The sequence below is a fragment of the Acetobacter vaccinii genome, assembly GCF_008365315.1.
Taxonomy (GTDB): Bacteria; Pseudomonadota; Alphaproteobacteria; order Acetobacterales; family Acetobacteraceae; genus Acetobacter; species Acetobacter vaccinii.
In genome coordinates this window covers 2,068,524-2,082,379 of sequence record NZ_CP043506.1, presented here as the reverse complement: position 1 = coordinate 2,082,379, position 13,856 = coordinate 2,068,524, and the positions used below count along the sequence as shown (strand labels likewise).

At 60.7% G+C, this 13,856-nt stretch carries 10 protein-coding genes; 7 read left to right on the top strand and 3 right to left on the bottom strand.

All coding sequences use genetic code 11. From position 1 onward, the window contains the following. Positions 1–58: 58 nt before the first annotated feature. The 7 genes from FLP30_RS09390 to FLP30_RS09360 all read left to right on the top strand — a co-directional run bounded on the left by FLP30_RS09390 (position 59) and on the right by FLP30_RS09360 (position 9,315). The gene (locus FLP30_RS09390) at positions 59–2,143 is read left to right on the top strand and encodes an FUSC family protein (protein ID WP_149279597.1); all 2,085 of its coding nucleotides are present in this window, start codon (positions 59–61) and stop codon (positions 2,141–2,143) included. A 7-nt stretch (positions 2,144–2,150) separates the two neighbouring features. Continuing rightward, complete coding sequence (locus tag FLP30_RS09385; RefSeq protein ID WP_149279596.1) at positions 2,151–2,345, top strand: DUF1656 domain-containing protein; 195 nt, start codon at positions 2,151–2,153, stop codon at positions 2,343–2,345. 15 nt (positions 2,346–2,360) lie between these two features. Beyond that, on the top strand, positions 2,361–3,323 hold the full coding sequence (locus tag FLP30_RS09380; protein ID WP_149279595.1) for an efflux RND transporter periplasmic adaptor subunit: 963 nt from the start codon (positions 2,361–2,363) through the stop codon (positions 3,321–3,323). A 50-nt stretch (positions 3,324–3,373) separates the two neighbouring features. Then, positions 3,374–4,132 (top strand): hypothetical protein, encoded by a 759-nt coding sequence (locus FLP30_RS09375; protein ID WP_149279594.1) that lies wholly within the window; start codon positions 3,374–3,376, stop codon positions 4,130–4,132. Positions 4,133–4,321: 189 nt separating this feature from the next. Further along, positions 4,322–7,636 carry an efflux RND transporter permease subunit gene (locus tag FLP30_RS09370; RefSeq protein WP_149279593.1) on the top strand — a complete coding sequence of 1,105 codons (3,315 nt, stop codon included), beginning with the start codon at positions 4,322–4,324 and terminating at the stop codon, positions 7,634–7,636. 82 nt (positions 7,637–7,718) lie between these two features. Further along, positions 7,719–7,955, top strand: coding sequence for a DUF3297 family protein (locus tag FLP30_RS09365; RefSeq protein WP_149279592.1), 237 nt, complete (start codon positions 7,719–7,721; stop codon positions 7,953–7,955). Between the two features lie 100 nt (positions 7,956–8,055). Next, on the top strand, positions 8,056–9,315 hold the full coding sequence (locus tag FLP30_RS09360) for an NAD(P)/FAD-dependent oxidoreductase (RefSeq protein ID WP_149279591.1): 1,260 nt from the start codon (positions 8,056–8,058) through the stop codon (positions 9,313–9,315). 268 nt (positions 9,316–9,583) lie between these two features. Here the strand turns inward: FLP30_RS09360 and FLP30_RS09355 are convergent, their stop codons facing one another. From FLP30_RS09355 to ribH, 3 genes are all read right to left on the bottom strand, one after another. After that, positions 9,584–12,178 (bottom strand): MMPL family transporter, encoded by a 2,595-nt coding sequence (locus FLP30_RS09355; protein ID WP_149279590.1) that lies wholly within the window; start codon positions 12,176–12,178, stop codon positions 9,584–9,586. A 112-nt stretch (positions 12,179–12,290) separates the two neighbouring features. After that, positions 12,291–13,304, bottom strand: a complete 1,014-nt coding sequence (locus tag FLP30_RS09350; protein WP_149279589.1) for a flippase-like domain-containing protein — start codon at positions 13,302–13,304, stop codon at positions 12,291–12,293. Positions 13,305–13,366: 62 nt separating this feature from the next. Further along, positions 13,367–13,852, bottom strand: coding sequence for a 6,7-dimethyl-8-ribityllumazine synthase (ribH, locus tag FLP30_RS09345; protein ID WP_149279588.1), 486 nt, complete (start codon positions 13,850–13,852; stop codon positions 13,367–13,369). Positions 13,853–13,856 lie beyond the last annotated feature (4 nt).

Genomic DNA, 13,856 nt, shown 5'->3' with positions numbered 1-13,856 from the left:
CCGCTGGACATTCCCACCCCGGCTCCTTTCAGTCCTGGACCATGAAAGAACACACAGCATGAGTGCAAACACCCCGGCTGCCCCTGGCAGGGGGGCATGGCGGGGGTGGTTTGTCACACCCCCGCGTGCTGTCTTTCCTGTTGGGTGGTTTCTGTTCTGCCTGCGCACGTGGCTGTCTGTCGTGCTGGCACTCAGCACTGCCTTCTGGCTGCAACTGCCCTCGCCGGGGGCGGCGGCCGTCACGGTGATGATTCTGGCCCAGCCCCTGCGCGGGCAGGTTCTGTCCAAAGCACTCTACCGGCTTGCGGGGACACTGGTCGGGGCTTTTGTCGCGATCTGCCTGACTGCGTGCTTCAATCAGGAGCGCGGCATTTTTCTGGGTGGTGTGGCGCTGTGGCTGACATTATGCACCATTGTTGGCACGCTGGAGCGCGACTTCCGCGCCTATGGTGCCATGCTGTCGGGCTATACGGTCGCTATTGTCGGGATCAGTTGCATCGACAACCCCGGCGCAGTGTACGACACCACTGTGGCCCGTGTTTCCGACATTCTGGTGGGTATTGCCGCCACGGCAGCGGTGAACGATATTTTTGGCTCCCCCACCGCATTTGAAAAACTGGCCGCCAACCTCCGCCGCACTGCCGACATGGTCCGACGTATTACGCGCGACGCCATGGCGGGCCACGCCATACCCAATGATGAAGCCTGTGCAGGGCTGGCGGGGGAAATCATTGCCCTGACATCGCAGATTTCCTTTGCACAGACAGAACTGCCCGATGCCCGCCTGCGGCTGGCCGGAGCGCGCTCTGCCATGGTGGCCCTGCTGGAAATGCTGACATGCAGCCGCGCCATTGCCATTGCCTTGCAGAACGGCGGAATCTCGGACCGTATTTTACAGCATATCCGTTCAGCCTTTGGCGACGGCGCACCCGTTGCCTCCCCCGCGCAAGCCGTGCGGGAGTTGGAAGCGCTGGCGCGTGACGCCCATGCTGACGACGAAACCACCACCCCGACCCTGGAAGAAGCCTGGCTGATTGAACGCTCCATGGCGCTGCTGTCCGACGCACGCTGGGCCCGTGATGGTATTGACGCCTTTGAGAACGGCCGCCGCGCCAGAACCCAGGCCCCCGAACTCAAGATCAACCAGCATCAGGACGTTGTGGCCGCGCTGCTGAACGGGCTGCGTACGCTGGTTGGGTTTTCCGTAGCGGCGGCGTTGTGCATTATCTCCGACATTCCGGCCACCTATTCCGCTCTGGCGCAGGTGGCCATTATCCTCACGCTGGCCGCAACCACCTATAATGTCCGGGGCTTTGGCATGGGGGCGCTACTGGGCACCCCGCTGGCCATTATCGTGGCGGCCGTGCTGAACTTTGAAGTCCTGCCCAAAGGGGCGGACATGCCGTTTCTGGCCCTTGCCATTATTCCCGTCATCTTTGGCAGTTGCCTGCTGCTGCTCAACCCCAGGACGGCCCCTATCGGGTTTAATGGCGGCGTGTTCTTTTTTGTCATACTCGGCGTTGCCAACCAGCAGAATTACCAGCCGCTGGATTTTATTGACCGCAATGTCATGTACCTGTTTGCGGCTATCATCATTTTCATCTCCCTTGTGCTGCTTTTGCCGCCCTCGGCGTCTCGCAGGCGCTTTCGGGTGGGTATTGCCGTCGCGCGTGACCTGACACGCCGCTTTGCAGGTCAGGGCGAGCAGGCTGGTTCAGCCCTGATCAGCCGCCATTACGACAGACTGAACCGTATTCTGGAATGGAACCGCTACCTGCCCGCAACGCTGGCCCGCCACCGTGTTTTTTCACGCATGGCCAGTCTGGACACCCTTAACCTGGAACTAGCCCGCGCCCGCCGCCACCTGGACCGTGCTGCCACGATCCCGGCCATTCATGAAACCGCACTCTCGGCCTTGCAGGCGACCCTCATCCACGATGTGGACCAGGCCCTGCGGCAGATGAAGCAGCAGGCCCGTATCCTGCTTGACCGCACCATCACTCTGCCACACGGGCAGATGGCCACTGCCCTTGCGGCTGTGTCCGCCATGGTCGGAGCCATTCACCTGCTGGAGCATAACCGCTCAGCCATCCAGCTTTACGGCCTGCTGCCCCCCGCCCTTCCCTCTGGCAAGAAGGCCTGACACGCCCATGCGCGCTGTACTGGACATTGATGGACTGCTTGTTTCGTCCTTTGTCATCCATGCGGGGCTGGCCATTGTCACGCTGCTGGCCCTGAACCCGCTTTTGGCCAAAGTACGCGCCCGCCGCGTGATCTGGAACCTGCCCTTGGCCGAATTTGGCATGCTTGTCTGCCTTATCGGCTTTTACACTCTCCTGTTCTAAAAAGGACCCGCACCCGTGTTTGAACGCGCGCGCCGTTTCCTGCAGTTTGTTACCACCGCCACAATCCTGGGCATTGCTGGTGTGGTCTTTCTTGTCCTGTGGGACTATTACACCGCCGCCCCCTGGACCCGTAACGGGCAGGTGCGCGTCCAGGTGGCCGACATTGCGCCCCGCGTGTCGGGCCAGATTATTGCCGTCAAGGTCAAGGACAACCAGTTCGTCCATGCGGGGGATGTGCTGTATGACATCGACCCCTTTGACTTCCAGGTTGCCGTCGCCACCGCTACCGCCAGGGTCAACGAGCGTGAAGCGGATATGACCCTGAAGACAACGCAGGAAACCCGCCGCAACCGGCTGACAGAAATTGCGGCCTCCCAAGAAGAAAAACAGCTCTATCAGGCCACAGCCGAAGTCGCCCGCGCCCAGTATGCCGAGGCCATGGCCGTGCTGTCGCAAGCCCGCATCAACCTGGACCGTACCCATGTCCACAGCACCGTGACAGGCTATGTCACCAACCTGATCATGGCACCGGGCGACTTTGCTACGGCGGGCACCCCCAATGTGCGCGTTATCAATGCCTCCTCCTACTGGGTGGATGGGTATTTTGAGGAAACCAAAATCCACGCCATCCATGTGGGTGACAGGGTCAGGCTGGACCTAATGGGCTACAACGCCCCCATGTGGGGCCATGTTGTCAGCATTACCCGCGGGATAGCCACCGCCAACGCAACACCATCAACCCAAGGGCTGCCATCGGTCGACCCGGTCTATACCTGGGTCCGGCTGGCGCAGCGTATTCCCGTTCGGGTGCAGATCGACAGTATTCCCCCCGGCACCCAGTTGGTAGCAGGCATGACAACGACCGTGACCGTTGTAGGCAGCAAGGGCAAACGGGCGCATGACACGCTGGCTGATATTTTTGACCGCCTGCACGATGCCTTCATGGGGGGGCGTGGCGGCATGGGCAACCACCGTTGACGCCAGCCCCGATGCTGGACGCCACCAGCCCACACTGGCAAGATCGCCCCATGCCCTATGCACCCCTCCGCACTACCCTGCCCCTGTTCCTGCTTGGCCTGTCCCTTGGCCTGCCCGCCCATGTTCGGGCCGCCACACAGCAGGGACGGCAGCTTGACGTTGATATTGTATGCCTCGACCGGTTGCATATCGGGGTTGGGCACGGCCTGAAAGACCGGATTGAAACCACTGGTCCGTGGCCTGCGGGCGTACAGGCTACCACCAGTGCTGATGGCACCATCCATCTGACCCGCCCGACATGCCCCGCCAAGCCGGAAACACTGGACATAACCACCCCATCCGCCATGGCCCTGAGTATTCGCAACGCGGGCAATGCCAGCATGACGCTTGATGACCGCACCGGCCCCGCCGCAGTCCGTGTCGGCAACGGCCCGGCTCGCCTTGGTCGTGCGGAAGAGCTGGATGTGCTGTCTGAGGGCGCTGGGGCCATTACCATACCGTTGCTGGACACATCAGCCCGCATCCATTCCACCGGGTCGGCAGACGTGACCATTGAGAAAGCAGATGCCAAAGCCCTGGCCCTTTATCTGGGCGGCAGTTCCAGCTTTGTCATGCAGACGGGCCATGTGCAGGCGCTTGAAATCACATCAGCCAGCACGCGCGATGCGGTATTCCATGGTGAAAGTGCCATTACAGCCCTGCATGTGCTGGGCAAAGGCAGTATTCTTGTTGACAGGCCAACAGGCACCCTGGCCACGGAGCGCGACGGGCCGGGCAAGATACTGGTCAACACCGGCGCACAACCGTAATGGAGGGCTGACCACAGGCTCCGCCCCATACTTGCGACGTATTTGCAAATAACCAGATCATCGTTACAAAGAGCGTTCTTGCACGCACCCGCCCCGGCACCTGGTCTGGGGCGCAATCGCATGGCGCAACGTGGAGCACCCCGACAGGCAGGCGCACCACTGGCCAGCAGAACTAAGGAATAAGGCTGCGTGTCGGTCAGTCGGCTGTTTATCATGCGCCCGGTGGGCACCACCCTGATGGCTCTGGCCTTTGTGGTGGCTGGGCTGTTTTCCTACCGGGCCATGCCAGTGGCGGACCTGCCCAATATTTCTGTGCCGGTCATCTACATCATCGCCTCCCAGCCCGGCAGTTCCCCCCAGCAGTTTGCCAGTGCTGTCACCACCCCGCTGGAGCGCAGGCTGGGGCAGATCTCGGGCCTGAGCAGCATGCGGTCGGACACCATGGAGTCCAACGCCTTTATCCTGCTGTTTTTTGACAATGACCGGGACATCAACGGGGCCGCGCGGGATGTGGAGGCCGCACTGCGGGCGGCCAGGGCCGACATGCCCACCACGCTGCTGACCCCACCGCAATATTACAAGGCCAACCCGTCAGACAGCCCGATCATGGTCGCGGCCATGACATCCCCCCAGCGCTCAGCTTCTGCCTTGCGTGAACTGGCCGAGACACGCCTGAAACCCATGTTGTCCGGCGTGCGAGGGGTCGGGTGGGTGGATATTGTGGGGGCAGATAAACCCGCCATCCGGGTGGATATGAACCCCCAGCTGCTGTTCCACTACGGTATCGGCTTTGAAGACGTGCGCTCGGCTCTGGCATCAGCCAACGCCAACACCCCAAAAGGCGTGATTGACACAGATGGCCGCCGCCTGATGTTGCAGACCAACGACCAGGCCCATACGGCGGAGCAGTATCAGTCCCTTGTCATCGCTTACCGCAATGGTCGCCCGGTGCGGCTGGACAGTGTGGCGCATGTACATAGTGGCCCCCAGGACGAGCGCAAAGCCGCCTGGTTGAATGGCAAGCCCGCAATCCTGGCCATTATCCGCGCCCAGCCCGGTAGCAACGTGATTGAGGTAACCGACGCCATCCGCTCCCGCTCGAGCATGCTCCGGGCCGCCCTGCCGGGGGATGTCAGTTTCTCACTCGTCTCTGACCGCTCCGTTTCTATCCGCGACGCCCTGGCCGACACGCAGGAAACCCTGCTGATTTCCGTCGTGCTGGTTGTGCTGGTCGTACTGGCCTTTCTGCGGGGCTGGCGTTCCACCTTTATTCCTGCCGTGACTGTCCCGGTCTCGCTGGCCGGGTCTCTGGCGGCCATGCACCTGCTGGGTTTTTCGCTCGATACGCTGTCGCTGATGGCGTTGACCATTGCTACCGGCTTTGTGGTGGATGACGCCATTGTGGTGGTGGAAAACATTGCCCGCCACATGGAAGCCGGAATGGAGCGCACAGCCGCCACACTGCTTGGCGCGCGTGAGATCGGCTTTACAATCCTGTCCATTACCATATCGCTGATTGCGGTCTTTTTGCCCATGCTGCTCATGGGGGGTGTGGCCGGAAAAGTCTTTTTTGAATTCGCCATGACCTTGACCATTGCGGTCTCGATGTCGTTTTTCCTCGCCGTTTCGCTCACCCCCATGATGTGCGCCCACCTGCTGGTTGTGCACCCTCAGGGGCAGGTTGCCCCCCATGGCAACAGCCGCAACCCCTTTGTGCGGCTGGCACACGCTCTGGCGGATGGTACAGACTGGGCTGTCAGGGTCATTACCCGTGGATACAGCCGGTCGCTGGAATGGACCTTGCGCCGCCCGTGGCTGATGGTGCTGTCACTGCCCCTGAGCATTGTGGCCACCATCGGCGTGGTTGTTGTCATGCCCAAGACAATCATGCCTGCCGAGGATATTGCCCTGCTCCAGGGTTACCTGAGTGCTGACCAGAATGTTTCCTTCACCGCCATGGCGGACAAAACCTCCCGCGTGATCCACACCATCATGGCTGACCCTGATGTACGCGATGTCATGGGTTTTACAGGCGAGGATGCGGGGAATGAGGCATCCGTCTTCGCGCAGTTGACCGACAAGGGCAGCCGGGCGAGCACGCCCGAGGCCATTGCCATGCGTATTCGCAAGCAGGTGGATGACATTCCCGGCCTGAGTGTCAGTATTTCCAACTCGGGAGATATTAACGGTGGTGGGCAGCGGCAGCATGAAGGCGCCTACAGCTTTGTCTTTCGCAGCGACCGCGATACCGACATTACCACCTGGGTGCCCCGCCTGACCGAAGCCCTGCGTAAAAGCCATGTTCTGACCGGGGTAACCAGCCACCTCAGCGGGAATGGCAGCGCCCTGCACATCCGCCTCGACCGGGACACCGCAGCCCGCTACCTGGTAACCCCCCAGCTTGTGGGCAACGCCCTATATGATGCGTATGGCCAACGGATAGCCTCAAGCATCTCCACGCCCTTCACGACTTTTTATGTGATTATGGAAGTGGAAAAGCAGTTCCGCGACAACCCGGAACTGCTGCGCACGCTCTGGGTTTCCACCTCCGGGGGCACGGCGTCGGGGGCTGTGGCCTCCAACACCATCCGCGTCAAAAACCCTGATACCAGCACAACCTCCGATGCAACGGATTTAAGCAAGCAGTCCTTCCGCAATGCCGTGGCCAACAAGCTGGCGGGCGGCAATGGAGCGTCCAACGGGTCGGCCGTCTCTTCCTCGCGCGAGACCATGGTGCCCCTGACCGCCGTTGCCACGCTGGAAAACCAGCCCTCCCCGCTCCAGATCAGCCATGAAGATGGGTTTATTTCCGGCGCGATCTCCTTCGACCTGGCTCCCGGCCACTCCCCTGATGAGGCCGAGGCTGAAATCCGCGCGCTCATGCGCGACCTGCACGCCCCCCAGAGCCTGCGGGGTGGATATTCCGGCGAGATCGGTGATCTGCACAAGCAGATGGTGAATGAGCTGCTTGTGCTGATTGCCGCCATTGTCACCATGTATGTCACGCTAGGTATTCTGTACGAAAGTTACATACAGCCCTTAACCATTCTCTCCACCCTGCCCTCCGCCGCTCTGGGGGCTGTGCTGACACTGTGGCTGTGTGGGCAGGCCTTCTCACTCATTGCCATGATTGCCGTGATCATGCTGATCGGGATCGTGAAGAAGAACGCCATCCTGATGATCGACTTTGCCCTGACCCTGGAACGCACAACCCATGCAGCCCCGATCGATGCGATCCGCGAAGCCTGCCTGACACGCTTCCGACCGATTCTGATGACAACGCTAGCCGCAGCCTTTGGGGCCATACCGATGATCTTTGGCCATGGGTACGGGGCGGAACTGCGGCTACCGCTCGGTGTGGCCATTCTGGGCGGGTTGGCCAGCAGCCAGTTGCTGACATTGTATTCCACCCCCGCTGTCTACCTGATCATGCACAGGATCGCGGCCCGCATGGTACGCCTGCGCGCACGCTTTAGCCCGACCCGAAAACAGGCAGCAGGCTGAAAGCACAGCCCATACATGGTCTTTCGGCCCGAAAACTTTTAAGACACAAACCGAATCTGACCCATTACGGAAGGAAAACCCCGTGTCCGACACCCTGCCTGACCGCCTGAGCGTTAACCCCGACAGCCAGTATTACAATGAAGAGCTGCTGACCCGTGGTATTGGCGTACGCTTTAAAGGCGTGGAAAAAACCAATGTCGAGGAATACTGCATCAGCGAAGGCTGGGTCCGTGTTGCCATTGGCAAGACTGTGGACCGCAACGGCAACCCGCTGACCATGAAGCTGAGCGGCCCGGTTGAAGTCTGGGTCAAGGACTGACCTGCCCGGCACGCATACCCTGAAACAATTAAACACTTTATTTAATTGTTTCTTTTGGTGATAGTGGCGGTTTGAGTGTGACAGGACAGGGAGACACCCCATGACCCAAACCCAGACCGCCACCCCGCCAGACCTGCGCTTTACCATTGTGGTTGTTGGTGGTGGCACGGCTGGCATCGCCATTGCCGCCCGCCTGAAGCGTGAACGCCCAGGGCTGGACATTGCCATTATCGACCCCTCCACCACCCATGCCTACCAGCCGGGCTGGACCCTTGTAGGGGCCGGGGTCATGTCGCTGCGCTCTACACTCGATCAGGAAGGTGGCGTTATTCCCGCCGGGTGCACATGGCTGCGGGCTGCTGTCACCACTTTCCAGCCCGATGACCATACGCTGACACTCGATGACGGGCGGGTTATCGCCTACGGCAGGCTGCTTGTCTGCCCCGGTCTGCAACTGGACTGGAGCAAGATCGAAGGGCTGGAAGAAACCCTTGGCCGCAATGGCGTATGCAGCAACTATTCCCGCGATACGGTGGAATATACGTGGACCTGCATCCAGTCCCTTGCTGGGGGCACGGCCCTGTTCACACAGCCCCCCATGCCGATCAAATGCGCTGGCGCTCCGCAGAAAATCGCCTATCTGGCGTCGGACTACTGGCGCAAGCAAGGCACACTCAACCGCACCAGTGTTGAATTCTGCCTGTCGGGGGATGCCCTGTTCGGGGTGGCCTACTTCCGCCCTTCGCTGCAAAAAGCAGTGGATTATTATGGGATCGACGTACGCTACAAGCACACGCTGGTGGCCGTCAACGGGCCGGAACGCAAAGCCACTTTCTCAGTGACAGATGCTGATGGCACCGTGTCCCGCGTGGTCAAGAGCTTTGACATGCTGCATGTCACACCGCCGCAGAGTGCGCCCGACTTTATCAAAAACAGCCCACTGGCCGATTCCGCAGGCTGGCTGGACGTTGACCCCGGCACCCTGCAACACAAAACCTATACGCGCATTTTTGGTGCGGGCGATGTGCTGAACACCAGCAACGCCAAGACCATGGCCGCTGCCCGTGCCCAGACCCCGCTTGTGGCCGCCAATATTCTGGCATCACTCGACGGCAGGCCCCTGCCCGGCACCTATGACGGCTATGGTGCATGCCCGCTGACTGTCAGCTATGGCAAGATTGTGCTCGCGGAGTTCCTGTACGGCGGCAAACCCGCCCCCAGCTTCCCCTACGACCAGCGCAAACCCAGCCGTTTTGCATGGTACCTGAAAACAACCGTGTTCCCACGGGTCTATTGGGACATGATGCTCAAGGGCCGGGATATTGAACTACCCCACCACCCCGAATGGGCAAAAGACTGACACACAGCCCTGCGGAAGCCAAACAACCAACTTCCGCAGCCGCACTATCCGGGACAGTCAGCCAGCCGCCGGGCAGAAAGAACGCGTATTGCAAGACACCTGCGCCAGACCGGTATCATAACCGCATAAAGAAACCCCCGTGTGTTAACAGACGGGGGTTTCTTTATGCTCTTTGACAGCCCGGAAAGAGAGGACGGAACAATCCTCCCTTTTGGCTTATGCACTCCGCCCTCAATAGTGCAGCGACGGAACTGGGCAGTAGCCCGCCTTACTTCTTGCTGTTCGGGCTGGAGGGCAGCAAGGCAGGTACGAACACCAGTGTCCCTATCAACGTGCACGCCAGCGACAGCAGAAGCAGCCGCCCCATGCTGGCCGTGCCCGGATGGTGTGACAGGGCGAGAGAGCCAAAAGCTGTGCCCGTTGTCAGCGCCGAGAACAACACCGCGCGGGCAGTAGGCGAGGCCAGAGGGTAACGCACGCCATCGCGCCAGTTCATGACAAAGTAGATGTTGAAGGAAACACCAACCCCCAACAGCAGCGGCAGGGCAATAATGTTGGCAAAGTTCAGTGTCTCGGGCAGCACGACGATGAGAATAACCGTCATGAGCGCGGACAGCAGCAACGGCGCAAGCACAAGGGCCATATCCAGCAGGCGGCGCAGGGCCAGGAACAGGATAATGGCAATCATGATCACCGCAGCGCCAGCCGCCTGTTCAAACGCCATGACAATGGAGCGGGCACTCTCAACAATATCCACCGCCGACCCGGCCATGTCAGGGTCAATCTGCTGGAGCGAGGCTACAAATCGGTGCAGCGCGCCGGAACTGTTCATCATCCCCTTGGGGTGGACTTCCACCAGCGCACGGCCATCGGGCAGCAGATAGTCGTCCGCAATGTCGTGCGGAATGTCCTTGATCGTCACCGGCCCGGCCTGAAGCATCAGGCGCAACTGGTCCAACTCCATCGGCAGGAAGCGCACAAGGGCTGTATTGGCCGCCATGATCGTGGCATCCGGCGCCTGCGCCAGCCGTGCCAGAGCCGCCTGAATACGCCGCAGAGGGTCCTGCGCAGGCAGCTTGTCCAGCACGCTACCCAGAGCGGTTGCGGTGTCCCCTGCGGCCGCCCGCAACTGCGCGGCATCCGGGGCGGGCTTGGGGGCAGGCACGATCAGCGTGGGCAGCAGCATGGAGGCCGCATCGTGGATCAGGGCCAGTTTTTCCGTCTGCTGCACTGGCACAAACGACCCCAGCCACATGACATCATGCACATCGGGCAAACCGGACAGGCGCTCGGCCTGCTTCTGCGCATCAGCCAGAGAGGGGGTCAGCAATTCTGCACTGTAGGGGGACGTCTGCGGGTTTTCGATCAGCAGCTTAAGCGCGCGCATCCCCTCGGAATTGGGGTTTTTGGTATGCAGCGGGTCGCCATCGAACTGGAGCGAGGGTGTCAGCACAAGCCCGCACAGCGCCACAGCACCAAAGAACAGCAAAAACCATTTACGATGGCTGCGTATGCGCTCATCCACTGGCCGCATGAACGCATAACCCATGCTGGGGCAGTTCAGCGGCGGATGGCAGATGCGCAGCAAAGCGGGCAGCAGGCTGGTGGTGCAGATAAACGCCACGATCATGCCGACACCGGCAATAAGACCAAGCTGGGCCACACCAAGGAAGGCTGTCGGGGTAAAGGCCAGAAAGCCCGCCGATGTTGCCAGAGCCGCCACCAGAATCTGGTGGCCTGTTTCCTCACCCGTGCGGCGCAGGGCCTCAAAAATAGCGGCCTGGGTAGGAGCGGACAGTTCCTGCGCCCTGAAACGGACTGAAAACTGAATGGCAAAATCCACCGCAATGCCGACGAACAGAATGGCAAATGCAACGGAGATCAGGTTGAGCGTACCAACAGCCAGCGCCGCAAACCCGGTTGTCAGCAACAGGCCCGCAACCAGTGTAATCACAATGGGCAGCACCACACGCCAGCTTCGGACAGCAAGCGTCAGCCACAGGGTCACCAGCGCCAGAGAGCCCAGAAGCCCGGCCACCATACCTTCGGCAACCGTTGCAAACTCCTCATCATCCAACTGGACCTGGCCTGTCAGATACACCTTGGCGTGCTTGCTCTTCACAAACTCCAGCGTGCCAATGGCCTTGCGCATGGCATCGGCTGCGGCCCCGCCGGGCTGAAAGGAGCCGTAATCAAGGTTAGGCTTGGTCACGACAAACTGGTAACGCCCGGCAAGGTCGGTCAACTGGCCACCCAGCAGGCGCTCCCACGACATATATTCGGCGTGGCCGTCGGCCGCCTGTTCCAGCGTTTTGACAAACCCTTCCAGCGGAGCCTGAAAAGCGGTCAGGTTCGCCTGCCCCTGCTCGACCCCCTGTGCAATCAGCGACAAGGCCCCAAACAGACCACGGGCCGAGGGGTCCTGCGCCAGCGATGCCAGAAAAGGCTGTGCGGTGATTGTATCATCCAGCACCTTGGTCAGCGGCGGCACGTCCAGAAACATAAAGCCATTGCGAACCAGATAGGGATTGGCATCGGGCTGGCGGGCAAACTCGAAATTCTTGTGGTCAGCAGCGAGGATACGCGTGAGTTCCCGCGCTGTGTCCGCCCCTTCTTCAGGCAGATCAGCCTCCACCACGGCAACCAGCAGGTTTTCCTTCTGCGGGAACAGCCGCCCCATTTCATCTGACCGCTGTTTCCAGGCCAGGCGGGGGGAGAGCATTTTGCTGGTGTCGGTGGTGACACCCAGGCTGGTCATGCCTGCGTACACTCCAGCCCCAGACAGCAGGATAAACAGCGCAACAACCGCCCACGCATGACGGGCACAGAAAGTAATGAAACGGCCTATGGAAGAAAACAGCATGATGAACGACAGATTCCCACAAGAGTTTTGGCTTCTGGCCCCGGCATGACCTGCTTTGCCCAACACCCCCGCCCGACGCAAGAGAAGATCGGCAAGGAATGAGCCCCCGTTGCTACAGGCTGGACGTTGGCAGTGGTGATTTTTCGGCCGTTCTGGCCTCTGCACGCCAGCTATGTTCCAGCCACTGCCAGAGGATGAGTGAGGGCACACCCCACGCAATTTCACGCAGGCGTTTCAGCAGGGACAGCGCCAAGGCAACAGAAGGCGGCATGCCGAACAGGCTGCCCACCATAATATAGCCCCCTTCGGACACACCCAGCGCACCCGGCACGGCAAACCCGGCGGATTTGGCAGCCTGCCCCACGCCTTCGATGACAAAACCCTGAGCAAGCGAGCAGCCATGCCCCATGGCATGCAACAGCAGGCAGACTTCGACCGCGCCCAGTATCCAGGCAAAAAATTGCAAGGTCAGGCACGTCACGGCGTTGTGATCGGTTTTATACAGCGCCATGACCTCGCCATGCAGGCCGCGAATACCGTTGGCACCATTCCAGCCCAGATGGCCCGCAATCCGTACCATCAGTTTTTCGGCAACAGCCACGGCACCCAGCCACTGGCTGGCAACAACGCATATGCCCACCGCAAGCAGCACGGCAGCACTTTCCACCAGCCTGTCTGTGACTGTAGAGCGCTTGACAAGAAAGAGCAGCAGCCCAAGCCCTGCCACGGTAAACAGCGCCTGACTGAACAGTTCCATCGTCAGGTCGCAGATGGTGGCCGCAGCCGCCCTACGCCCCCCCAGCCCACGGCGAGCCAGCAGGCGGGTGGACAGGACCTCTCCCCCCACCTGGGCTACGGGCAGCAGGTTGTTGATCCCTTCCCGCACGCAGCGCAGCAGGCTGTAATCCCGCAGGGAGGGGACGGCCGCACCATCCGGGCCGTTGGACATAATCCGCCATGCCTGAGCGGACAGGGCAACCTGCACGGCATGAAAGCAGATGGCGGCGGCAAGACCCCAGCCACCCGCCATAACCAGATCGAGAATGGAGCAGGCACCAAACTGCTCGAGCATCCACACTGTCAGCCCAAGACCGATAACCCCGGCGGCGAGTGTGATGCTTTTCATGCCCCCTCCCTCCCCGCCAGAGGTCTGGCCCCATGGCCGGGTTTGACTGTGCTAAGTGCCTGTCAGCTTTTGATCCGCCGTAGCAGAGCTATGGATTCCACACAGGCTGCCGCTGCCTCGCGCCCTTTGTTGTGCATATCCGTGGCAGAACGCACGGCGGCCTGTTCATCTGTATAAGTTGTCAGCACGCCAAAAGCGATAGGCACTTCCGTCGCCAGAGAGGCCTGCATGATGCCAAGGCTGGTGCCAAGGCTGATGAACTCAAAGTGCGCAGTATCGCCCTTGACCACACAGCCCAGACAGATCACGCCTTCGTAGCGCGCACTTCCGGCCATGACCTTGGCCAGCAGGGGCATTTCAAACGCGCCGGGGGCAGCATAGACATCCTGCTCCGCCACATTGATATTGTGTTCAGCCAGCCAGCCAAGTGCGCCATCCCTGAGGCCACCCGTCACTTCCTCATTAAAGCGGCTGACAATCAGCGCCAGACGTGGCGGGGGGGAGAGCCGGGACAGATCCGGCAACTGCACGGGGGAACGAGTACCCATACGT